Source organism: Photobacterium marinum (assembly GCF_000331515.1).
GTDB classification, from domain to species: domain Bacteria; phylum Pseudomonadota; class Gammaproteobacteria; order Enterobacterales; family Vibrionaceae; genus Photobacterium; species Photobacterium marinum.
In genome coordinates, this window is sequence record NZ_AMZO01000001.1 from 48104 (window position 1) to 71568 (window position 23465).

Below are 23465 nucleotides of genomic sequence, written 5' to 3' on the forward strand. Positions count from 1 at the left end.
ATGCGAATTGCACGCGTGATAGGTCATGTAATTGCCACAGTACGCAGTCAGAACATGCGGATGGACAAGCTTTGCCTGGTTGAATTTGTTGACAGGCACGGCGAGGCAACGGGAGACATTCACATCGCAATGGATCAGCTTGGGGCTGGTGAAGGTGAATGGGTGATGGTTGTGGCAGGCAGTTCGGCTCGTGCCGCTTATGGCAGTGCAGGAGACGAGTCTCCGGTTGACCTTTGTGTGGTCGGAATTATTGATGAAGTAACGGCAGCTAGCGAGCAGTTGTACAACAAGCACGGTTAGTTGCCTGGAGAAGATTCCTTATGGATCAGCAGCAAATAGAAGAGATTGTCAGACGTGTCGTCATGCAACTGAACGGTAGCGCTGCAGGCACGGCTTCTGTGAGCGAGCAAGGGGATTACGGAATTTACCCGTCGCTGGACGGAGCGGTGGCAGCCGCCAAAGAAGCCCAGCGCGGAATCCGCACTATTGCCCTGCGTGACGACATTATTCTGGCTATTCGCCGCATGGCTAAAAAGCATGCCCGCGAACTGTCGGAGATGGCAGTGGAAGAAACCGGTTTTGGCCGGGTTGAAGACAAAATTGCTAAGCATTTACTGATAGCTCACCGCACTCCGGGAACTGAAATTCTGGCGCCACAGGCGGTCTCCGGCGATGCTGGTATGAGTCTGATGGAGAATGCGCCGTGGGGTGTGATTGCCTCAGTTACCCCGAGTACCAATCCATCCTGTACTGTGATTAACAATGCCATCAGCATGATTGCTGCAGGCAATGCGGTTGTCTTTGCGCCGCATCCGGCGGCTAAAAAAGTCTCTCAGTACGCAATTCAGTTAGTGAATAAAGCTTCGGAGAGTGTCGGTGGCCCGGTAAATATTTGTACTACGGTCGCTACACCTTCGCTTGAAAATGCTCAGGCGCTGTTCACTTATCCGGGAATTGGCTTACTTGTGGTAACCGGTGGTGACGCGGTAGTTGATGCTGCCCGTAAAGTGACTGACAAGCGTCTGATCGCAGCCGGGCCGGGTAACCCGCCTGTTGTTGTCGATGAGACGGCTGACCTTGAACGTGCCGCCATTTCGATTGTTCAGGGCGCGTCTTATGACAACAACATTGTCTGCGCAACGGAAAAAGAAATCATCGCAGTGTCTTCGGTTGCTGACGAGCTGAAAGCACGTATGTGTCGAAACGGCGCGTTTGAAGTGACACCGGAGCAAGCCGAGGCAATTGCACGCGTGGTACTGAAAGGCTATCCGGGAGATCAGCCTGCGGCTAATCCGCAGTGGGTCGGTCGTGACGCAGCAAAAATTGCTGCTGCCGCCGGAATTGATGTTCCGGCTGAAACCCGCCTGTTGGTATTCGATGCTGATAAATCCAATGTCTTTGCTGTTACCGAGCAGATGATGCCAATCATTCCACTGATCCGTGCAGCTAATGCTGATCAGGCTATTGATTGGGCTGTTGAGCTGGAAAAAGGCAACCGTCATACTGCAGCGATTCACTCCAAGAATATTGATGTGCTGACGCGCATGGCATTTGAAATGGACTGCAGCCTTCTGGCGAAAAACGGTCCGGCGATTGCCGCAATTGGTGCTGGTGGTGAAGGTTGGACAACAATGACCATTTCGACACCGACAGGCGAAGGGGTAACTAACGCTCTGACCTTTACCCGTAAGCGTCGTTGTACTGCGGTTGATGCCTTCAGGATTGTATAACGATGACGAATCAGTATCTCGAACAAGCTAATCGGAATTTGTTGATTATCGACGAGATAGTCAACGATGAGACTGCGATTGATACACCGACTGATTGGTATGTCGGTATCGACTTGGGTACGGCAGATATCCAAACCGTTGTCATTGACGGAGACGGAACGCCGATTGCGGCGTTTCTCGACTGGGCGGATGTGGTTCGTGATGGTGTGGTAGTGGACTATGTTGGTGCCTGCCGCATCGTTCGGGATCATCTGGAAAAGGTACAGCATAAACTTGGTGTTCAGGTTGAAGAAGCCATTACCTCTTATCCGCCGGGAACAGATCCTCGGATCTCAATCAATGTAGTTGAATCGGCAGGGATTGTTGTCAGCCATGTTATCGACGAGCCATCCAGTGTCGCAGCCTTGCTTCATATCGAAAATGGTGCCGTGGTTGATGTCGGTGGCGGTACGACAGGTACAGCCATTATCGAGAGCGGTGAGTTGGTGACATCGCTGGATGAGCCCTCGGGAGGACGACATGTGTCTCTGGCTATTGCCGGAGGTATGACGGTCGACCTGGAACAGGCGGAGATCCAGAAGCGCCGCAGCCACGAAGACCCGTTAGTAGCGGCTATGGCAAAACCAGTGATTGAGAAAATGTCAGATATTGTGGCAGAGCATATTTCCGACCATCAACCGGGAAGTATTTACCTCACCGGTGGCGGTACATTGATCGCTGGGTTTGCTGAGATCTTCCGTAAGACCTTTCCAGAACTGGATGTGGTTGAACTTTCACGGGCGCTGTACCTGACACCGTTGGCGATTGCCAGCTATGGCTTGGCTATCAGGGACGAGGAGTAGGGGATGACTGTATCAAGCAATGAAATTGCCAGCATTGTTCAGCAAACCTTGCAGCAATACCAGCCTTATCGTGGATTTACCTTTCGCTCGCCGTCAATCACGGTGACAGGCGGGCACTGTGTCAATCAGTTGGGTGAGGTGCTTAATGAACTGGGTGCAACTCATGTTCTACTGGTCGCTGACAAGGTTGTACATCAGTTGGGGCTGACAAAAGGTTGCGAAACGGCAATCACTTTTGCCGGACTTGGGCTGACAGTGTTCAGTGATGTTGACGGTGAACCGGACAGTACATTAATTGCTCATGGGCAGACTTGCCTTGAACAAAGCAATGCAGATTTTGTGCTGGGTATCGGTGGTGGTTCAGCGCTTGATGCAGCTAAAGCAATCGCGGTGATCGGTGATTATCGAGGTCCGCTTACCCAGTTGAAGGTTGGCGGTATCGCCAGCCGCCGGGTTGGTTTGGGCGCTATCCCGACAACAGCCGGAACAGGATCAGAAGTGACTGATATTACGGTGATCAAAGATATCACACTGGATATCAAGGTGCCGGTAAAAGGACCGGCACTGGTTCCTGACCTGGCTTTGCTTGACCCTGCTTTGATGCTGAATGTCCCGGCAGGGATCACAGCTGCAACCGGGATCGATACGTTAACTCATGCCATTGAATCCTATGTTTCCCGGCTGTCGAATCCGTTGTCTAAGGCTTATGCCTATCACTCGATCGAAACTCTTATCAAAGCGCTGCCGATTGCGGTTGGCTATGGCCATGATATGGACAAACGTTATGACATGGCTGTCGCGGCATATAAAGCCGGGCTGGCATTCAGCAATGCCGGGCTGGGGCTGACCCATGCAATCGCTCATCAGATTGGCGCTCGTTATCATCTGGCTCATGGTGTCGCTAATGCCATTTTGTTGCCGTATGTCATGGCGTTTAATGCTCTGAGCTGTGAAGCCGGATATGCCGAAGTTGCCAATGCCCTTGGTGTATCCCGCGAGGGAATGACCAGTCGTGAAAAATGCCGGGCGGCAATTCTGGCTGTACGTCAGTTGGTAATGGATCTGGGTTTGCCGACGTCGCTTACCGGTGTCGGTATGACCGAAAGTGATTTTCCTCAACTGGCAGAGCAGGCAATGAAGGATATCTGTTTGCAGGGAAATCCGCGTCAGGTGACGCCGTCGCAAATCATTACCTTGCTGAAACAGGTGATGGGCGGGCAATTACCGGAGGGCTATTGCTGATGGAAAGGAAAATCGTCCATAGCGTCGGTATTGATATCGGTACGACAACTACTCAGGTGATTTTTTCTAACCTCACTGTGGTCAATCGTGCACCGGCTTCGCAAGTGCCTGTTTACGAGTTTGTTGACCGGGAGATTTCTTACCAGAGTCCGGTCTCATTCACGCCGATTAATCATCAGGGCACGATTGATGCGGATAGGCTACGTCAGTTTATTGAGCAACAAATCGAGCAAGCCGGTTTTGCGGCACAAGGTGTCGAAACAGGTGCAATCATCATTACCGGTGAAACCGCTAAAGCGCATAACGCCCGTGATGCCATTATGGATTTGTCCCAGCAACTGGGAGATTTCGTGGTGGCAACCGCAGGTCCGAACCTTGAATCTGTTATTGCCGGGCGGGGGAGCGGTGCACAAGAGCTTTCCCAGAAAAATCACCTTAAGGTGATGAACATCGATATCGGCGGCGGAACATCGAACTATGTGGTGTTTGATTGTGGTCGCGTCGTCGAGACGGCTTGTCTGAACATTGGCGGGCGTCTGGTTGAGCTTAATGGTCAGGGTGAAATCGCCTATATCCATAAGCCAGCGATTGCTGTGATGCAGGAACTGTTTGGTGACAATACCAATCCGCGCCAGATCACAACAGATCACCTGAATCGTATTGTTGATCGTATGGCAGAACTGATTCTTGAAGTGATGACAGGTCAGTTGTCCTCTTTAGCCGTTCAACTGTTACAGACACCGGCTCTGTCGTCAGTATCAGATATAGATGCTGTTTTCCTCAGCGGTGGTGTTGGTGAGTGTTATTACCAGCCACAGCAGGCAGAGCTCGAATTTGGTGATATCGGCCCGCGCCTTGCCAATGCGTTGTTGCGTCATAAAGAAATGGCCAGCCGGCCAGTGAAAAAGCCGAATCAGACGGTGCGGGCCACGGTTATCGGAGCTGGTGCCTATTCACTGACCTTGTCCGGTTCAACTATCTGGCTTAATTCTGACGAACTGCCTCTTAAAAATATTCCGGTTGTTCATCCGGCTGTCGACTGGCAGCTGGAGAAGCCATCAATTTGCAAAGCAATCGTTATTGCTGCAGAGCGAATGGATTTAGTGCTTGGATGTGACCGTTATGCCATTGCCATCGATGATGGGATGCCTGCGAAATATGCAGCCGTTCAGCATGTTGCTTGTGAACTGGCGGACTTTTATTGCGAACACGGCAACCACCAGGATCCGGCATTTGTCATTGTTCATAACGATATCGGTAAAGCACTTGGTATGGAGCTTCAACCAAGGCTGCATCCGCAGCCGGTCAGTGTCATTGATGAGGTGATCACCCATGAAGGGGATTACATCGACATTGGCAACAGTTACTTCGGCGGGGAGATCGTCCCTCTGACAGTTAAATCACTCGCCTTCCCGTCTTAATAGGAGTTTATACATGAAGTTGAAAACCCACCTGTTTGGTCAGACATACCAATTCAGGGATGTAAAAGAAGTATTGGCAAAAGCCTCTGATCTACGTTCCGGAGATATTCTGGCCGGAGTTGCTGCGGAAACAGCGCAGGAACGGGTTGCGGCCAAGCATGTTCTTTCTGAAATGACGCTGAAAGATCTGCGTGAAAATCCGGTTGTCAGCTATGAAGACGACATTATTACCCGGATTAATCAGGACAGCCTGAATCGTGCCATGTTCGAAAAAATCCAGAACTGGACGGTCAGCGAGTTGCGTGAATATGTCATGTCAGATGACATGAGCAACGAAGACATGCAGCGTCTGCGCAAGGGGCTGACAGCTGAGATAGTGTCTGCTGTCGGTAAGCTGTGTTCAAACTCTGATTTAATGTACGGCGCCAGCAAGATGCCTGTCATCACCAAAGCTAATGCAACGGTCGGTTTGCCTGGTCATTTTAGCTGTCGTCTGCAACCAAATGATACTCGCGATAATGTGAACTCAATCTTGGCCCAGACTTATGAGGGGCTGACTTACGGTTGTGGTGATGCCGTCATCGGGATTAACCCGGTAACGGACAGTGTCGAAAATACGACTCAGATGCTGAATGCGATTCAGGATGTGATCGATAAGTGGAATATTCCTACCCAGCCTTGTGTGTTGGCACATATTTCAACTCAGATGGAAGCAGTACGTCGCGGTGCACCAGGCGGCCTGTTATTCCAGAGTATCGCCGGTTCTGAGAAAGGTCTGGCTGAATTCGGTGTCAGTGTCGACATGTTGGATGAGGCTTATGAAATCGGTAAGCAGTACTGCAGCCTGGCCGGTGAAAACGTGATGTATTTTGAAACCGGTCAGGGCTCGGAGCTTTCTGCCGATGCCCACCACGGCGCGGATCAGATGACAATGGAAGCTCGTTGTTATGCACTGGCACAACGTTATAACCCGCACATTGTTAATACCGTTGTTGGCTTTATCGGTCCCGAATATCTCTACAACCATCAGCAAATTATTCGTGCCGGTCTGGAAGACCACTTTATGGGCAAACTTTCCGGTATGCCGATGGGTTGTGATGCTTGTTACACCAACCACGCCGATACCGATCAGAACTCCAATGAAAACCTGATCACTTTGCTGGCTGCTGCGGGGGTTAACTTCGTTATTGGTATGCCTATGGGTGATGACATCATGCTGAACTACCAGACTACGTCATTCCACGACACTGCAACTGTTCGTCAGTTACTGAAGCTTCGTCCGGCCCCTGAATTTGAGGCTTGGATGGAAACAATGGGACTGATGGAAAACGGACGCCTGACCCGCAGGGCCGGCGATCCTTCAATCTTCTTCAAGTAAGGGTGTGGAAATGATGAACGAGCAAAAAATTCAGGACATCGTCGCAACAGTACTCGCCCAGCTTGGCGAGACCAACGTTACGCCGGCAGCAGTGACAAAGGTTGTTGATACTGCAGTTTCAACAGGTGGCTCAGAGGTTGTGAGCGGTGAGTCGTTGCCGGATCTCGGTGAGAAGTGTTTCAAGAAATGGAACGGTATTGAAAATGCGGCAGATAATAAAGTAGTCGAAGACCTGATGTCGCAGACGGATGCGCGTGTTGGTACTGGCCGAACTGGCCCGCGCCCGCGCACGACGGCATTGCTGCGCTTCCTTGCTGACCATTCCCGCTCAAAAGATACCGTTATTAAGAATGTCGAATCGTCCTGGTTACAGGAACGTAATCTGATGGAAGTGCAGTCTTGCGCATCTGATAAAGATGAATACCTGACCCGTCCTGATTTGGGCCGCAAGCTCAATGAAGATGCGAAAAAGCTTATTCAGGAAAACTGTAAGCAGACACCACAGGTTCAGGTGGTGTTGTCCGATGGCTTGAGTTTGGATGCGGTAACGGTAAACCACGATGAGATTCTGCCACCTTTGTTGAACGGCCTTAAGAATGCCGGTCTGGATGTCGGTACTCCATTCTTCCTTCGCTATGGTCGAGTTAAAGCTCAGGATGAAATCGGTATGTTGCTTAATGCTGAAGTTAACCTGTTGCTGATCGGTGAGCGTCCGGGGTTGGGCCAGTCTGAGTCACTCAGCTGTTACGCGATTTATAAGCCGACAACAGAAACCGTAGAGTCGGATCGTACTGTAATTTCGAACATTCATGCTGGTGGTACACCGCCGGTCGAAGCCGCGGCAGTGATTGTTGACCTGGCGAAAACTATGCTGGCGCAGAAAGCCAGTGGTATCAACTTAAAGCGCTGATATAGGAAGTGAGCATGGCAATTTTAGACAAAATCCAACCAGCGGTATTGGCGACGCGAGTGATTGCCTCTGTCGATCCGGTTTATAAAGAGAAAATGGGGCTGCAACCTCATCATAACAGTATTGGCATGATCACCGCTGATTGTGATGACGTCACTTACTGTGCGCTGGATGAAGCCACTAAGGCGGCGAATGTTGATGTGGTTTACGCCCGTTCTTTTTACGCTGGTGCAGCTCATTCATCCGGGCCGACATCCGGTGAGGTGATCGGTATTTTAGCCGGAGCCTGTCCAGCGGATGTTATTGCCGGTCTGGATCGTGCAAAAGCGTTTATTGAAGATGAAGCGGCATTCCAGTGCGCAGATGAAAGTGGTGATATTGCTTTCTTCGCCCACCTGGTTTCATCAACAGGTACTTATCTTTCCGAAGAAGCAGGAGTTGAGCAAGGTGAAGCGTTGGCTTATCTGATTGCACCACCATTGGAAGCCATGTATGCACTGGACGCGGCATTGAAAGCTGCGGATGTGAAACTGGTGAACCTTTTTGCGCCACCGTCAGAAACTAACTTCGGTGGTGGACACCTGACAGGTTCTCAAGCGGCATGTCGAGCGGCTTGTGAAGCATTCCAGGCGGCGGTGCTGGATGTTGCCCGCAATCCAATAACTAATTAGCCGGGAGAACTGTTGTGAATCCGTTATTACAACAGGTTCAGCAGGGTGGTGTGATTGGTGCTGGTGGGGCAGGGTTCCCCACCTACGTCAAGCTCGACTGCCAGGTCGAACTGGTTCTGGCTAATGGTGCGGAATGTGAGCCTTTGCTGTACAAGGATCAGGTCTTGATGCAGCGCTGGGCCCGAGAGCTTTGTGGTGGGATGCTGATTGCTATGAAGCAGGTCGGTGCTCACCGTGGTGTCATTGGTATTAAGAAAAAGAATACTGACACCATCGCTTGCCTGCAGGAACAGTTACCGCCGGGTATTGAGCTGATGCTGATGAATGATGTTTACCCGGCCGGGGATGAAGTTGAACTTGTATTTCAGGCGACGGGTAAGCGTATTCCTGCCGGAGGGCTGCCGAAAGATATTGGTGTGATGGTCAATAACGTTGAGTCCTTCATTAATGTTTTCCGCGCAGCACAGGGGATCCCAGTAACGGATACCATGGTGAGCGTTCATGGTGAAGTTCGCGAACCTTATACGGCATGGCTACCTATTGGTATGAGCTACCGTGAGGCAATTAAACTGGCCGGGGGAACGACTTGCGCTGACTTTATTGTGGTGGAAGGCGGTCCGATGATGGGGCCGGTAACTGATGATCTCGATAAGCCGATCACCAAGGTTTCCAGCGGATTACTGGTATTGCCGCGTAGCTCAAGGATCGCGAGGATCAAAACGCGCAGTGATGAGGATGTGCGCAGGATCGGCAAAGCATCTTGTGATCAATGTAGCCAATGCTCATCTATGTGCCCGCGCGGTTTGTTGGGATACCCCGTTAAGCCGCATCTGGCGATGCGCTCCTTGCAGGTATCCGGCTCGAATAACCTTAGTTACGCGCTGGCTGCACAGGCCTGTTGCGAATGTAACTTGTGCACAATGTGGTCATGTCCGGAGGGATTGGATCCGAGCCGGGTATGCGCAACTACTAAGCGAGCATTACGGGACGAACAGCTTTTGCAGACACCGGCTCAACTTCAGGCCAGTACAACCGATGTTCATCCCCTACGTGAATACCGGGGAGTGCCGACCAAACGTTTGATCAGAAGACTTGAGCTGACGGACTATGCGATGCGGAAAGCAGCATTTCTAGATGATGAAATACGTACTGAGCGGGTAGTCATTCCATTGTCACAACATATCGGCAAGCCAGCTCAGGCCATCGTTCAGGTGGGTGAGCAGGTCAAGAAAGGGCAAATGATCGGTCAGCCTGCTTCGGATGCATTAAGTGTTGCGGTACATGCCAGCATCAATGGTGTTGTTGTCGCTGTCGGAAGCGAAATTGTGATTGAAAAGAAACCTGCAGTGCTGAACGTATCATTACCGATTTGAATATCAAGAATAGAATCATAAAGAGCAAAAAATGTTAAACGCAATTGGTTGTATTGAACTGAATTCGATTGCCCGGGGTTATTTGGTGGCAGATGCCATGCTCAAAGCCGCGAGCGTCGAGATTTTATTTAACCGGACGATTTGCCCGGGTAAGTTTATGGTGATGGTCGGTGGTGATGTGGCTGCAGTGAATGCGTCGGTAGAAGCCGGTCTCCGAATTGGTGGTGCCGAAGTTATTGATGAGCTGATTATAGCCAATGTTCACCCCGATGTTTTCCCGGCGATTGCGGGCACTCGTGTTGTCGAACATACCGCCGCACTGGGGATTGTTGAAACCTTCTCCGTGGCAGCCATTGTTGAGGCGGCAGATGCGGCAGTAAAGGCGGCCAATATTGAGCTGCTTGAAGTGCATATGGCAATGGCCATCGGTGGTAAGGGGTTCGTTACTCTGACCGGTGATGTTGCGGCGGTTCAGGCTGCGGTTGATGCTGCGGCCGAGCGTATCCGTGATAAAGGTGTTCTGGTTGATAAGGTTGTTATAGCCCAGCCGAGAAAAGAGATCCTGGAAGGAAAGGTGTAGCCAAAAGAAGAAAAGAATTTATTGCCGGAGGGCATTGCTTTTCGGCGTTATATCAAGAAAGGCAAGGAACATTACGGATCATTACGATCCGCGTTTAACAGTTTGTGTGATTTTGAAGTTGAGTTGAGCCATGTGTGATCGCACAGGGCAGGGTTCGTTCATTCTGAAAAAAGGACTTTTCTCTGAACTGGCGATTGTTGATGAATTATCAGGAAGGTAGAAACATCATGAATGACATTATTCTTTATATTATGGTGGGCTTTATGGTGCTCGGCGCGATAGACAAGGTGCTGGGTAACCGCTGGGGCTACGGAGAGCAGTTCGAAGAAGGCTTTATGGCAATGGGTGCATTGGCGCTGGCAATGGTCGGGGTAGTGAGTCTGGCACCTGTGCTTGCAAACATTTTGAGTCCGGTTGTTGTTCCTGTATATACCGCGCTGGGTGCTGACCCTGCTATGTTTGCCGGTACTTTGCTGGCTAATGATATGGGTGGTTACCCGCTGGCGCAAAGTATGGCTGAAACTGAAGCCGCTGGTGTATTTTCTGGTTTGATCCTTGGTGCCATGATGGGGCCGACACTGGTATTCACCATTCCTGTTGCTCTTGGCATTATTGAAAAAGAAGACACTCAATACCTCGCGCGCGGTGTGTTGATTGGCCTCACAACCATTCCTGTCGGTTGTTTTGTCGGTGGTTTGGTTGCTGGTTTCGATATGGCAATGATTTTGGGTAACTTGGTACCAATCGTGATTGTTGCAGCATTGATTGCAGTCGGTTTGTGGTTGAAACCTGATGCTATGATCCGTGGCTTTGAAGTTTTCGGTAAGGGTGTTATCGCAGTTATCACTTTGGCATTGGCTGCCATTGTGGTCGAAACTCTGACTGGCCTGGTTATTATTCCGGGTATGGCTCCAATCTCAGATGGTATCGAAATCGTCGGTGCTATTGCGATTGTGTTGGCCGGTGCATTCCCTATGGTTCACTTCATCACTCAACATCTTAAAAAGCCGCTGGTTAAATTGGGCGGGTCTTTAGGTATGGGGGAGACTGCTGCTGCCGGTCTTGTCGCAACCATGGCGAACAATATCGCGATGTTTAATATTTTCAAGGATATGGACAATCGTGGAAAGGTTATTAACGTAGCGTTTGCCGTGTGTGGTTCGTTTGTATTCGGTGACCACCTCGGATTCACAGCCGCTGTGAACAGCGATATGATTTCTGCGGTTGTAGCAGGTAAGTTGGTCGGTGGTGTTTCTGCTCTGTTGCTGGCTGTATATGTTACCCGCAATATGTCTTTCGATGAGCCGAAAACGAAGGATGAACCAAAAGAAGCCGTTGCAAGCTAATTAGCATCAGCTACGTTTCTTTTATTAACAATTAATGTCGGCCCTGTGTTTGTCTATCTACACTCAAAGTGTGTGACTGTCCGGAGAATCTGGCGATGGCAAAAGAGAAACCTGGTATCAGGGCCGAACAAATGAAAGAACGTAAAGCTCAGGATATGAACCCCTCAGGGCGTTCTCAAAAGCGTAAAGGCATGAGCATGCATCAGGGGATCGCTCCGTGGTGCGATTGCTGCGTCTGTGAAGCTGAGCCTTATTGGGCTGAACTGGCTGACGAGATGGGCATCAGCCTGAGCGATTATGAAGATGATCAGTGAGAGTATTCGTTGATTTATGCTATGTGTTATTCCTGATTGTAAAACGCGATTTTTTCAGTCGGTGTTGGTACACATTGCGATAAGCTTTGTTGTAGCCAAACGGTGAATTGTTGCTCCAGATCGTCAGGTGCTCTTTCCTGACTGAGTAAGATGTAACTATGTCCCGACAAGATAAAACCAAATGGTGCGATGAGGTTTCCTCTTTTTAAATCATCAGCAACAAGGGGATAAGAGCCTATTGCAGCACCTAAACCGTCTACAGCAGCTTGAAAGCAAAAGTAAAAATGAGCAAATGTTTGATGAGTTTTATCGGATATAATCGTATCACCGTAACTTGATGACCAGTCTTCCCATGCTTGTGGCCTTGTTTGGCTATGAAGTAGTTTAACTTTGCTTAAATCTTTATTGATCTGATGCCAGTATTCAGGCGAAAAAACAGGCCCAACCCACTCGTCAACTAACTTCGTTTTTTTATAATCGTGAAGCAATTCAAAATCATTGCGACGTATTGCCAGCGATAATCCACTTGAGCCTAATGTTACAGGCCCGCCAGCTGTCGAAAGTCGTACATCTGCACCAGAGTTATGATGAAAATCAGATAGTCTCGGCATTAACCAACGCATCGTTAGCGTCGGTTCACAAGAGACTTCTAAGCACTGATTTTTTACTTGAAATAGTTTACTAACACCAGCCTCAAGTGTTTGAAATGCTTGCTCTGTGTAGCTTTTTAACAATTCCCCCTCTTGTGTTAAGCGCACATTTCTCCCCTGTTTGTAAAACAAAGGGTGGGAGAGGTAATTTTCAAGAACTTTAATCTGTTTGCTCACTGCACCATGAGTGATGTTTAACTTAGCCGCTGCTTCGCTGTAACTTGAGGAAGTGGCCGCAGTGTGGAAAACATGGAATGCTTTAAGATGTCTCATGCGTGAATTTTTCTCACATAATGATTGAGATTGTTTCGATTATAGTCAGCTTCAAAAGTACATACAATGAGACCCAATAAGACATCATAAATGATATTTGGAGTGCATATGGAGCTTATAAGTTTAGCGATTCTCGGAGTGCTCATTGTAATCAGTCCGGGGGCTGATTTTGTTTTAGTCCTTAAAAACAGTATTAACCAGGGTAGAAAAGCGGGCATTTGGACAGCGATAGGTGTCAGTTTGGCAATATGTGTTCATATTGGTTATTCGATGCTGGGAATAAGTTACTTAATCTCACAAAACCAGATGTTGTTCAATGCAGTAAGATACGCTGGTTCTGCATATTTGATCTACTTGGGTATTAAGGGGATTATTTCTGCTGACAATTGCGCAGAAATAGAAAAAGTCACGGAAAACCACATAAAGGTTTCTCAATATTTAGTACAAGGGTTCTTGTGTAATGTTCTGAACCCCAAAACAATGCTTTTCTTCCTTAGCATTTTCAGTCAAGTCATTACACCTGACACAAGTGAGAGCCATACTGCTCTTATGTATGGCGTTTATATGATAGTGCTACATGGCGTCTGGTTTAGCATTGTTGCAGTACTATTTACTTCTGAAGTGCTTCAGGCCCGTTTACTTAAAATGAAGAAAAAACTGAATCAAATGTGCGGAGTGGGGCTATGTTCGTTTGGGGCTATGCTAGCGATAAAGTCGTAATGTTGATGATGGTATAAAAAAAATAGCCACACTATTGTGGCTATTTTTTGTCAACTCTATGCCAACCGATCCTAACATTGATTAGGATGGATTGAGTTCGCAAGTGGCTTACAGTTACTGAATGGTTCTGATGAGTCTGTTCAGTTCATCAACCAGTTTTTCAGTGTTTGGATCCTGTTCCTGCATTGCCATCATCATGTCTTGTTGCAGTTGTTCCTGCATGGTCATCAGCTCTTTGTCGGCAATAATGGCCTGACGTTGCTCCGCCATTTTTTGCTTGGCTGCTGTAAACTCTTTAATAAGCTCACTACGCTCTTTTTCTGTCAGGGATGAGTCCTTAACCTGCTCCTGGATTTCCTGGGCTTTGTTGATGAACTCATCCGGTTCATAGCCTACTTCTTTAGCTTTTTGTTCGAACTTAGCTTCCAGCTCTTTTGACTGGGTGATCAGTTCTGGGTTTGCCTGCAATGTTTGCTGACGAATGCTGGTCAGGTCGCGCTGAATGGCGTTGATTCGGTTGACGGTATCCCGCTGCTCACGGCTGGCATCTGCCGATATCGCGCTGGCATTGGCAAATGGTGCTAGTACCATAGCGGTGATGAAAAGCAGCGGTAAAGACATTTTGATAAACCAGTGCTTTGATGCTGACTGATGCAGGGTTTGAGTACTGATATTGTTCATGGCTGAAACCTCTTAGTAATCGTCTTAATCGTACTTATCGCGATAGAGTTCAATCTATAAGAGCGGGTTACAGCGAATGTCAGCGATGTGTCATGAATCCTGTGCGTAGGCTGAACAGGGCAAAATTGAGCTTGTAGGTGAGATTGTATGCGAGGGAGTGGGGGGATAAATAGAAAAAGGCCGGCAATCCATCTGCCGGCAACGAGAGATAGTGATTTCAGTCTTTACTGACCGATAGGGTTATTGTTCTTCAGCCGCAAGGAATGCGGTATCTAATTTACAGAACGCCAGCAACAGGTTAACGGCTGCGGCATAAAAGCCGAACTTGTCGCGTTCGTTACAATCTTTGGCAAAGGCCGGCAGCCAGTTCATCAGCATAGTTGAAATGAATGAGTGCTGAGCTTGCATGATTTCTTCAGCCTTCGCTTCATCTTGCTGCTGGTTTGCCATGATGATCAGGTTACCCATGAAGTCCAGCTCGACAGCAAGGTGATCTGCCGGTTCGTTGAATTCTTTGCGCTGGGCGATATCGTACTTTTCCATCCAGTCATGCATTTCTTGTGCTGGCTTGTCGTTAAGCAAACCGCTGTCGCCGACATACATAGATGCATAAGGAAGGGCACCGGATTTTGGTGTGCTCAGGAACAGGCCGCAGAAATCAGCTGCTAGTTCCAGTTGAGTGTCTTCACGAGTTTTAAGACGATTGATCGCTTCACGGAAGTTTTCAACCGGCTGTTTCAATTCTTCTGTCATGCCCAGGCCGGACAGGAAAGTGTACATATCACCACCGTGATACTGTTCCAGATCTTCTGCTGTCAGCTCACGGGCCATCAGTGATGACATCCACCAGTAAATTTCTGCACGTTGTTCGTTGAAAGCAATAAACTCTTGCATGGGCACTCCAGTATAAAGCAGTCTCAGCTTGTTAAGTTGTTATCTTGCCGGACTGTACAAAACATATTCAGATAAAATCTCGACTGTTCCGTGATTATATGTGAATAGGTTTTATGAGGGTAATAAAACCAATTAAAAGGTAATGGAACAGGCCATTACCTTTTATTCTAATTCGCAACTCTTGTGTTATGAGTTGCCGGAGAGGGACTCTCCGGCATTATCAATTAACGACAAGAAGACTTCAGATCCATTGCCGGGAACAGAGGATCGATGTCAGTCACTTCTGTTGGGCCGTGGAAACCAGTTACAGCTGGTACTTTACCTTTGTACTTCTCAATCTGAACAACAGCAGAAGCAGCTGAAGTCGCCTGAGCAAGTTTAGATGAACCGATGTCCTGAGTCAGAACGTTTGGATCACCGTAAGTACATAGTGTACCTGGCTTACCGCCTTCAAGCGGGCTGTACCATGCACCTTCGTGGATACGACATACGCCTGGCTTGTAGTCGTCAGTAACTACAGCACCAGCCAGAAGTTCACCACGGTCGTTGAATACGCGAACGATGTCACCAGACTTGATGCCACGCGCTTTCGCATCTTCAGTGCTGATGTAGATCGGCTCACGATCTGCTACAGCGTATGTTGCGCGGTGCTCAGTTGAAGAACACAGCTGTGAGTGCAGACGGTGTTTAGGGTGCGTACTCTGCAGGTTGATCGGGAAGCGATCAGAACGAGGACCACCGTGGCTACGTTCTTTCTTCTCGAACCACATTGGGTGACCCTGGCAGTCGTCGTAACCCATGTCAGCGATTGTCTTACAGTAGATCTCGATCAGACCAGTAGCTGTACCTAGTGGCTCCAGATCCGGTTCTTTACGGAATGATTCGTGACGAACCCACTCTTTACCAGCAGGGAAATCAACGAAGCCTTCGCCTTCCCAGAACTTCTTGAAGTTAGGCAGACGTACGCCCAGACCACGGCCCTGAAGACGTGCACCGTTGTAGATTTCTTCGATCCACTGCATCTGAGTCTTACCGCCTGTGAATGCTTCTTCACGGTCGAAACGGCGACACAGGTCACGGAAGATATCGAAGTCATCGCGAGATTCGAACATTGGCTCAACAACTTTCGGCAGGGCAATGATACCCGCGTTAGAGTGGTTACCGTACTGTTCGATATCGTTACGTTCGTGCGTAGTTGTTGCAGGAAGAACGATGTCAGAGAAACGACAAGTCGCAGTCCACTGGTGTTCGATAGTTACAACCGTTTCCAGTTTACGCCACGCCTTGATCATCTTGTTACGATCCTGGTGGTGGTTGAACGGGTTGTTACCACAGAACACAGCCATCTTCATTTCTGGGAATGTGATGTCGTGGCCGTTCCACTGGATTTTCTTACCTGGGTTTTCGATACAATCAACGAAACGAGCTACCGGAATGTAAGTTGAGTAGCCTTTGTAAGAACCGTTGTGGATAGGGTCAACGCCAGTTACACCACTGAAGCCAGACATTAGCGGGCCGTTAGAGGTGATAGAACCAGCATCGTTGTAGTGCCAGCCGAAGCCGAAACCACCACCTGGCAGACCGATCTGACCAAGCATTGCTGCAACAACAACCAGCATCCACGCGTACTGCTCACCGTGCTGCATACGCTGTAGACACCAGCCGCCGATGATCTGAGTACGGCCAGAAGCCATAGTACGAGCCAGTTCACGGATCTTGTCAGCGTCGATGCCACAGATCTTTTCAGCCCACTCAGGTGTCTTCTCAACGCCGTCTTTCTCACCTGTCAGGTAAGGAATGAACTTGTCGAAGCCTGTAGTGTAGTCAGCGATGAAGTCTTTGTTGTACAGGTTTTCTTTGTACAGTGTGTGAGCGATAGCCAGCATTAGTGGCACGTCAGTCTGCGGGTTAACCGGAACCTGCTCGCCGCCAACGAACTTCTGAGTATCTGAAACAACTGGATCGATGTAGAGTACTTTGATCTCTTTGTTCTTCACTTTCTCAGCCAGCTGCTCGTAGTAAGCGTATGGGCTGTGGTCTGGTACTAGCCAGCCAACCTGAAGGTTCTTGATTGGGTCAGAACCCCAAACAACGATAGTGTCAGAGTGCTCAAGAACCAGCGGCCATGAAGTCTGCTGCTCGTAAACCTCCATCGCACCAGCAACGTAAGGCAGGATAACCTGAGCTGCACCGGTAGAGTAGTCACCCGCTTTAGCAAGGAAAGTACCGTGAAGGCCGATAGCACGCATCATCATGGTACCTGCAGAGTGCAGTTTACCAACTGACTGCCAGCCAGTGTGACCAGCGTACAGTGCACTTGGGCCGAAGTTGTTCTGGATACGTTCCATTTCGTGGTAGAAGAAGTCCAGAGCCTGAGACCATGGCACACGTACGAAACGGTTGTCACCACGCTGAGTTGTATCAGACTTGTAGCCGTGCTTCAGCCAGTCGATACGTACCATTGGGTATTTAACACGAGCAGGGTTGTAAACAACTTCACGTACACCGTTGATCATTGAAGTAGGGTGCTTGTCCTTTTCGAAAGGAACCGTGTCTACCCAAACGCCGTTTTCAACTTTTGCACGGAAAGCACCCCAGTGAGAACCAGAAAGTACTTCACCGGTGAAGTTTGCTTTTTCGTGTGATGCTGCCATCGCTTTGCGAGGAGCAAGCAGGCTGGTCCCAACTACAGATGCTGCACTCGCAGCAACCATACCTGAAAGGAAGCGACGGCGTGAAACGCCTTTATTTAGAATTTGAGTCGCCATTTAGAAATCCTTAAATTTTAAAATTCTTTTTTGAAGAGCGGTGGGGGGGGAAATAGCCCACCGCAGATCAGGAATTAGTGTTTACCAGCGCCGCCAGTGTCTTTACCGTGGTTCTGCAGGTATTTCAGCAGAGTACGCTCTTCGGTCTTGGTCAGGCGGTAGTACGCGCTCATCGCGTTCAGGCCTGAGATCCAACCGTTTGCAGTAAAATGCGCAGGGTCTGGTGCTGCATGACATGCGTTGCAAGTAGCGCCGAACATGCCTTCTGCGTAGTTCCAGATTGGCTGGATGTTGTCGATCATGTCTTCAGCTGTGATCCAAGCTTCAACAGAAACGTGCTGCCAAACGATGTCAGTTGCAGGGTCAGTCTTTTCTTCGATTAGCTGTTCTGTTGCTTTAACGTCACCACGGATAGTTGCCTTGAATACACGTTTACCCATGTACTCAGTCATTACGCGACCTTTACCCGCTTTTTCCAGCCAGCCGTCAACTTTGATCTTCAGCATGTTGTCTTTACGCTCAAGAACAGTTACTTCAGAAGCAGGAAGCAGCTTACCTTCAGCTTTAGCGCCTGCGTCAGCAGATGCGAACAGATCTTTTTCACCAAGAGAGTAAAGTACTTTAGCGTCAGCGGCTTGAGCATTAGCAGTTGCTTGCAGCTCTTGGAAATCTTTCTGGAAACCACCAGCCATGTTTGGCAGTTCGTGGGCAATACCTTTGTGACACTCGATACAGTTCATGTCAGCAGCAGCGGCTTTGTTCATTTCCATCGCAGCTTTAGCAGACTGTTTAGAGTGATCCATTGCATCGTATGAGTGACAGCTCTTACACGTCTTAGAATTCTGGCTCTTCATACGCGCCCAAACCATTTCAGCAAGCTCTAGACGGTGCTCTTCCAGTTTCTCTGGAGTGTCAATTTTCTTGGTGATGAAATGGTTGTATACGTCTTTCCAAGCACCCAGCTTACGCATAACTTTGCCTGGAAGATCTTTTGGCTGGTGACAGTCAACACACTCTGCACGTACACCAGAAGCATTCTTGTAGTGAATGCGTTGTTTGTATTCTTCGTAGTTCTGCTGCATGGTGTGGCAAGAAGTACAGAACTCAGTTCGAGAGGCGAATTCGAAACTTTTGTGAACGACAACTGTTCCTGCCAGTGTGATAACAATACCGACCAAAACAAGAGCAAGAATAGAATACTTGCTACTTGGCTTAGTCAACGTTTGCCAAAGTTTTTTCATAGTGGAAGATTCCATTAAAGATTTAATGTCTCCGTAAAGCACGGTGACGTATGGTTTTTTATGGTTTAATCTTAATTCCACGATGTGAATAAGGATATGGGCGGTAATTAACAGCTTGGTCGCCGTTGTGACAAATTGTGAATAACCGCTTCGTGTGCTACCGTTTTTAAGAGACAGCCGAAACAAATAAAGAGATAAACATGAGTCATCACGTACTTGTTGTAGAAGATGAGATTGTTACCCGAACTAAGCTTGTCGGGTATTTTGAAAATGAAGGTTATAAGGTGAGCCAGGCCGATAGCGGTGATCAAATGCGTGAGATCATGGCTAGTGAAAAAATCGACCTGGTTATGCTTGATATTAATTTGCCGGGCGAAGATGGTTTGATGCTTACTCGTGAGCTTCGCAGCCGCTCTGACGTGGGTATTATTTTGGTTACAGGACGTACTGACAGCATCGACCGAATCGTTGGTTTGGAGATGGGTGCAGACGACTACGTAACAAAACCATTTGAGTTGCGTGAATTGCTTGTACGCGTAAAAAACCTGTTGTGGCGCATGACTTTAGTAGAAAAAGCTCGCGATGAAACTATGGTTGAAATGCAGGAAGACAGCATCATTCGATTCGGTGACTGGCAGTTTGATATCAACAAACGCGCGCTGACTCATAATGGTGTGCCTGTGAAACTAACAAAGGCTGAATATGAGCTGCTTGTTGCGTTTTCATCTCACCCGAATGTTGTTTTGAGCCGTGAGCGTATTCTGAATATGTTGAGCCATCGTGTAGAAGCACCAAACGATCGTACTATTGATGTATTGATTCGTCGCATGCGTTCTAAGATGGAAGCAGATCCTAAGAACCCGCAAATTTTTGTAACGGTTCATGGTGAAGGTTATATGTTTGCTGGTGATTAATTTTGCACTCAGTAGTGAATAATTAATCCTGACAATAAATAATTCAGATTGAAACAATTTGAAATAAATAAGCCGGTATATTTAGTATATCGGCTTTTTTGTATCTGGCGAAAACAACGTTTTATTGTCCTGAATCAAATGATGTTAACTGCTATTAATAATCGAAAGGCGAATAAAACAGCATTCCTATTTTTGTGGTTGATGATTATTTAAACGATATCATCAATGCTAATATGAAGAGGCGGGATATTTTAAAAAAAATATTTCTGTTTCAGGTGGAAAATAAGACCAAATTTTCGCTTATTTTCACAATAAATGGATTCTGGTTAGTGACTATTTTTAGTTAATTTAAATTTCACGCTCAAAAAGTGTTCGTTTGTTTTTCTTATTTTGGATTGTTTGATATTCATTCTCATTTAATGTGATTGAATTTGTCTTAATTTGAATACAAAAACAGCCAGTTTTATAGACTGGCTGTTTTGTTATCTGAAGCTTGTAACTGTAAGAGCAGAGTTGAACCGTCAATTAATGGCTGAGAATTTCTTCTGTCAGCGCCATGATTTTCGGATAACTTATCTCGCTTTGCAGTGCTAATAGCTGCTGCTCCGACAGAACGTCCTGTAGGATTTGATTTGTGGTCAGCGGGTTGGCCAGTACCACTCGGAAAACAGTTGTCAGGTAACGGTCCCATTTTTCCGGGTTGATTCGGGTACGGGATACAAACGACTTACCGGATTCACGCTGTCTCTTCTGAATGAATTGTGTAAGGTCATTCAATGATGCAAGCAGTTCAGCTTTTTGTTCTGGTGTGGCAATAGCCAGTGCTCGCTGAGTTGCCTCAGGTACATAACGATAGGTCAACAAACACAGCTCCGGTTCACTGACCAGCTCAAAGTCAGGATGTGCATCGATCCGTTCTGCAAAGTATCGCGCTTTCTCAATACTGTTGTTGATGAGCAGCTCATAACCTGGTCGGCTGATAATGTTCAGGCTGGCAAACAGTAGCATCGCCATACCACTTCGCGAACCTTCCAGCGTATGACTGCCCAGATCTTTCGAACCTTCACGCAGAATATATTCGGCATGGTGCTCGATAGCCGCAGCCGACGTTGGGTTCTTGAAGATCACCATACCTGCGCCCATCGGTACATAAAGCTGTTTGTGGGCATCAATGGTCACAGAGTCTGCCCGTTCAATACCTTTGAGCAGGGTACGGTACTTGTTCGACATCAGTGTCGCGCCGCCCCAGGCCGCGTCAACATGGAAGTGACAATCGTGTTCTTCGGCAATATCTGCCAACTCTTCCAGTGGGTCGATGTTTCCGGTTTCTGTGGTACCGGCAACGCCAACGATGGCGAATGGTTTGATGTTGCGTTCTTTTAGTGAGAACAGTGTTGATTTGAGATCATCAATGCATACCCGGTTATTGCCGTCTGTCTTAATTGGAACAAGACAATCACGCCCGATGCCCAGTACATCGGCAGCTTTTTTCAGCGAGTAGTGACCACGTTCAGAAACCAGAACGGCAAGATCATCATAACCGTAGTGTTTCATTGCCCGGAACAGGCCTTCCTGTGCGACACCGCGGAATTCTCCATCAGGCTTGAGTGCGTTGTTTCGCGCAACCCAAAGGGCAGTAATATTGGCAACAGTACCGCCCGAACAAAACGCTCCCAGAGAGTGGTCTGCACTGTGCATCCACTGGTCGTAGAACGCATTGTCCTCATGGAAAATAAGGTTGTGAAGCATACCCAGAACCTGACGTTCAAGTGGGGTAAAGGCTTTGGACGTCTCGATCTTTACCAGATTCTGGTTCAGGCCGATCATGATTTTTGACAGTGGCATCAAAAAGTACGGTAGTGCTGACGTCATATGGCCAATGAAGCTTGGCGCGGAGGTGTGCACAGATTGTGCAACCAGTTTATCCAGCAAGAACGCAGTGTGATCGGAGACAAATGAAGGATTTTCCGGAATATCAGCAGATGAAAAATCCTTCTCTATCTCAGTCAGTGGCTTTTCCCTTGCCGCAATGTGTGTTTGCAAAAAGGCGTTAAGATTTTCTGAGATTTCTTTTTCAATCCGACCCAAAGTCGAATTGGGTGCTTCCGGCACCGTAAAAATGCGATGCAGCGAGTCAACTGAAGCATCGGCTTTTCTATTATCGACTGCCATATTTAGTTGATACTTTGATGAAAGTTGGCAAATTGTTGCTAATTTAATGCAATTTGAACAGCTTGTCCCGAAAAAAGTGATTGCAGATCACTGTTCTATTTAACAGTTTACACTGCAACAAATGAAAGAAACGACTGATTATTGTCGATTTTATCACTACTAGAAGCGGTAATTCAGACCAGCTGACAGAAGTAACGAGTCTTCATCATAGAAGTTGATGTTGGAGTTACTTTGATTATAACCAGCCAGTGAAACTATCCCCCAATTCTCCCACCCGAAAGGTTCCTGATACTCATAGGCAAGGAAGACACCCCAACGATTATCTTTTTGTTTTTGGTCGAAAACCGGGTTAGCTGCATTAAATTCTGCACGATCATAGCTTAATGTCAGCGCAAGGCTGGAGCTTGGCAGGAACTGGATGAAACCGATTTCTGCTCCGTAGATATCATTGGCCATGGCATCACCGTCAGCATTGATTCGACTGTAATTTACAGCGCCGCGGAGTAACAAGCGTTGGTTAACTGATTTGAAATAGCTTAATTGAGTGAAAAGGATATCTGATTCACGTTGTAGTAATGCCTGCTCTGTAGCACTGAAGTTGCGATGACCACTTTTTTCATTATCTATATCCTGTCGGCCGCCAGCGATCTCAGCCGAGAAGTTCGAGCCCAGAATTCGATCATATTGAAGACGAAGGCCCCGGATTTTGCTGTCTGTTTCTTTGCGGACTTCACCAGTAATAAACGGATCTTCCCAGGTAGATGTCTCAACTAGTCCCGGTACATAACTGATGCTAATCATCCCATTGTCAGGAATGCGTTGACGATAACCCAATTCAACATGAAATCGGCCCAATGCTACATCTGAACGGCTGGTACCAAAGTATACTTGCTTGTCAGCCGACTCCATGGTGTAACTGATAGTACCAAGCGGGGTGAACAGGGCATCGCTTTGGGTATCACCATTGTTGTCGAGAGTGTCGGTGATTGTATTATCGGTATTGAATTGGGATGTCTCGCGGGTATAGCCGGTAAGGAAAGAGAGATCTGCGCCAAAACCCGGCTGCCATGATGGATCGGGGGCCGCCAGGGCAGAAGTAGAAATAATGCCGGTAAGTAGGCAGAGTTTACAGTGCTTCATTATTGCTCCAGGTTATTGTTTAGTTAGGCACTAGCTATATGGGGGAAAGGTATAATATTGCTTTTGAAGGCAAATTTATATTCCATCACGGGCAATAAAATGTCAGTAAATCGTAAAAATATCAACCTATATTCATATGAAATGGTTGGGTGGGTTATACGTAACTTACGTCAATAAAACAGCCGGAAAAGAGGAGCTTCCCCGG

21 protein-coding genes are annotated in these 23465 nt (G+C 47.9%); 14 read left to right on the forward strand and 7 right to left on the reverse strand.

What is annotated here, in order from left to right; genetic code table 11:
- From C942_RS00240 to C942_RS00295, 12 genes are all read left to right on the forward strand, one after another.
- Window positions 1–300 carry a EutN/CcmL family microcompartment protein gene (locus C942_RS00240; protein WP_007461138.1) on the forward strand — a complete coding sequence of 100 codons (300 nt, stop codon included), beginning with the start codon at window positions 1–3 and terminating at the stop codon, window positions 298–300.
- 20 nt (window positions 301–320) lie between these two features.
- The gene (locus C942_RS00245; RefSeq protein WP_007461140.1) at window positions 321–1730 is read left to right on the forward strand and encodes an aldehyde dehydrogenase family protein; all 1410 of its coding nucleotides are present in this window, start codon (window positions 321–323) and stop codon (window positions 1728–1730) included.
- A 2-nt stretch (window positions 1731–1732) separates the two neighbouring features.
- On the forward strand, window positions 1733–2572 hold the full coding sequence (gene eutJ, locus C942_RS00250; RefSeq protein ID WP_007461142.1) for an ethanolamine utilization protein EutJ: 840 nt from the start codon (window positions 1733–1735) through the stop codon (window positions 2570–2572).
- 3 nt (window positions 2573–2575) lie between these two features.
- Window positions 2576–3814, forward strand: coding sequence for an iron-containing alcohol dehydrogenase (locus C942_RS00255; protein ID WP_007461144.1), 1239 nt, complete (start codon window positions 2576–2578; stop codon window positions 3812–3814).
- Window positions 3814–5235 carry an ethanolamine ammonia-lyase reactivating factor EutA gene (locus tag C942_RS00260; RefSeq protein WP_007461146.1) on the forward strand — a complete coding sequence of 474 codons (1422 nt, stop codon included), beginning with the start codon at window positions 3814–3816 and terminating at the stop codon, window positions 5233–5235. Before C942_RS00255 ends, C942_RS00260 begins: the two co-directional genes overlap by 1 nt.
- A gap of 13 nt (window positions 5236–5248) precedes the next feature.
- Window positions 5249–6613: an ethanolamine ammonia-lyase subunit EutB gene (locus C942_RS00265; protein WP_007461148.1), complete on the forward strand. Its 1365-nt coding sequence runs from the start codon at window positions 5249–5251 to the stop codon at window positions 6611–6613.
- Between the two features lie 10 nt (window positions 6614–6623).
- The gene (eutC, locus tag C942_RS00270) at window positions 6624–7523 is read left to right on the forward strand and encodes an ethanolamine ammonia-lyase subunit EutC (protein WP_007461150.1); all 900 of its coding nucleotides are present in this window, start codon (window positions 6624–6626) and stop codon (window positions 7521–7523) included.
- Window positions 7524–7537: 14 nt separating this feature from the next.
- A complete protein-coding gene (gene eutL / locus C942_RS00275; RefSeq protein ID WP_007461152.1) occupies window positions 7538–8194 on the forward strand; it encodes an ethanolamine utilization microcompartment protein EutL in 657 nt (218 codons plus the stop codon).
- Between the two features lie 14 nt (window positions 8195–8208).
- Window positions 8209–9567 (forward strand): 4Fe-4S dicluster domain-containing protein, encoded by a 1359-nt coding sequence (locus C942_RS00280; protein ID WP_007461153.1) that lies wholly within the window; start codon window positions 8209–8211, stop codon window positions 9565–9567.
- Window positions 9568–9598: 31 nt separating this feature from the next.
- Complete coding sequence (locus C942_RS00285; protein ID WP_007461155.1) at window positions 9599–10147, forward strand: BMC domain-containing protein; 549 nt, start codon at window positions 9599–9601, stop codon at window positions 10145–10147.
- A 227-nt stretch (window positions 10148–10374) separates the two neighbouring features.
- The gene (gene eutH / locus C942_RS00290; protein ID WP_036798251.1) at window positions 10375–11493 is read left to right on the forward strand and encodes an ethanolamine utilization protein EutH; all 1119 of its coding nucleotides are present in this window, start codon (window positions 10375–10377) and stop codon (window positions 11491–11493) included.
- Window positions 11494–11588: 95 nt separating this feature from the next.
- Window positions 11589–11807: a hypothetical protein gene (locus tag C942_RS00295; RefSeq protein WP_007461160.1), complete on the forward strand. Its 219-nt coding sequence runs from the start codon at window positions 11589–11591 to the stop codon at window positions 11805–11807.
- 26 nt (window positions 11808–11833) lie between these two features.
- Here the strand turns inward: C942_RS00295 and C942_RS00300 are convergent, their stop codons facing one another.
- Window positions 11834–12730 (reverse strand): LysR family transcriptional regulator, encoded by an 897-nt coding sequence (locus C942_RS00300; RefSeq protein WP_007461161.1) that lies wholly within the window; start codon window positions 12728–12730, stop codon window positions 11834–11836.
- Between the two features lie 108 nt (window positions 12731–12838).
- Between C942_RS00300 and C942_RS00305 the strand changes: the two genes are divergently transcribed.
- Entirely contained in the window at window positions 12839–13450 is a 612-nt protein-coding gene (locus C942_RS00305) for a LysE family translocator (protein ID WP_007461163.1), read from the forward strand.
- Window positions 13451–13564: 114 nt separating this feature from the next.
- Here the strand turns inward: C942_RS00305 and C942_RS00310 are convergent, their stop codons facing one another.
- From C942_RS00310 to torC, 4 genes are all read right to left on the reverse strand, one after another.
- Complete coding sequence (locus C942_RS00310) at window positions 13565–14131, reverse strand: hypothetical protein (RefSeq protein WP_007461166.1); 567 nt, start codon at window positions 14129–14131, stop codon at window positions 13565–13567.
- 240 nt (window positions 14132–14371) lie between these two features.
- Window positions 14372–15025 (reverse strand): molecular chaperone TorD, encoded by a 654-nt coding sequence (torD, locus tag C942_RS00315; protein WP_007461167.1) that lies wholly within the window; start codon window positions 15023–15025, stop codon window positions 14372–14374.
- 224 nt (window positions 15026–15249) lie between these two features.
- Window positions 15250–17793 carry a trimethylamine-N-oxide reductase TorA gene (gene torA, locus C942_RS00320; protein ID WP_007461169.1) on the reverse strand — a complete coding sequence of 848 codons (2544 nt, stop codon included), beginning with the start codon at window positions 17791–17793 and terminating at the stop codon, window positions 15250–15252.
- A gap of 74 nt (window positions 17794–17867) precedes the next feature.
- On the reverse strand, window positions 17868–19034 hold the full coding sequence (gene torC / locus C942_RS00325; protein WP_007461171.1) for a pentaheme c-type cytochrome TorC: 1167 nt from the start codon (window positions 19032–19034) through the stop codon (window positions 17868–17870).
- 200 nt (window positions 19035–19234) lie between these two features.
- On the opposite strand from torC, the gene torR reads away from it, so the two are divergent.
- Window positions 19235–19948: a two-component system response regulator TorR gene (gene torR, locus C942_RS00330; protein WP_007461173.1), complete on the forward strand. Its 714-nt coding sequence runs from the start codon at window positions 19235–19237 to the stop codon at window positions 19946–19948.
- A gap of 525 nt (window positions 19949–20473) precedes the next feature.
- On the opposite strand, the gene panP is transcribed toward torR, so the two are convergent.
- Together panP and C942_RS00340 are read right to left on the reverse strand one after the other, a co-directional pair.
- Window positions 20474–22120 (reverse strand): pyridoxal-dependent aspartate 1-decarboxylase PanP, encoded by a 1647-nt coding sequence (gene panP / locus C942_RS00335; protein ID WP_007461174.1) that lies wholly within the window; start codon window positions 22118–22120, stop codon window positions 20474–20476.
- A gap of 159 nt (window positions 22121–22279) precedes the next feature.
- Entirely contained in the window at window positions 22280–23260 is a 981-nt protein-coding gene (locus tag C942_RS00340; RefSeq protein WP_007461176.1) for a DUF2860 domain-containing protein, read from the reverse strand.
- Window positions 23261–23465: the final 205 nt, after the last annotated feature.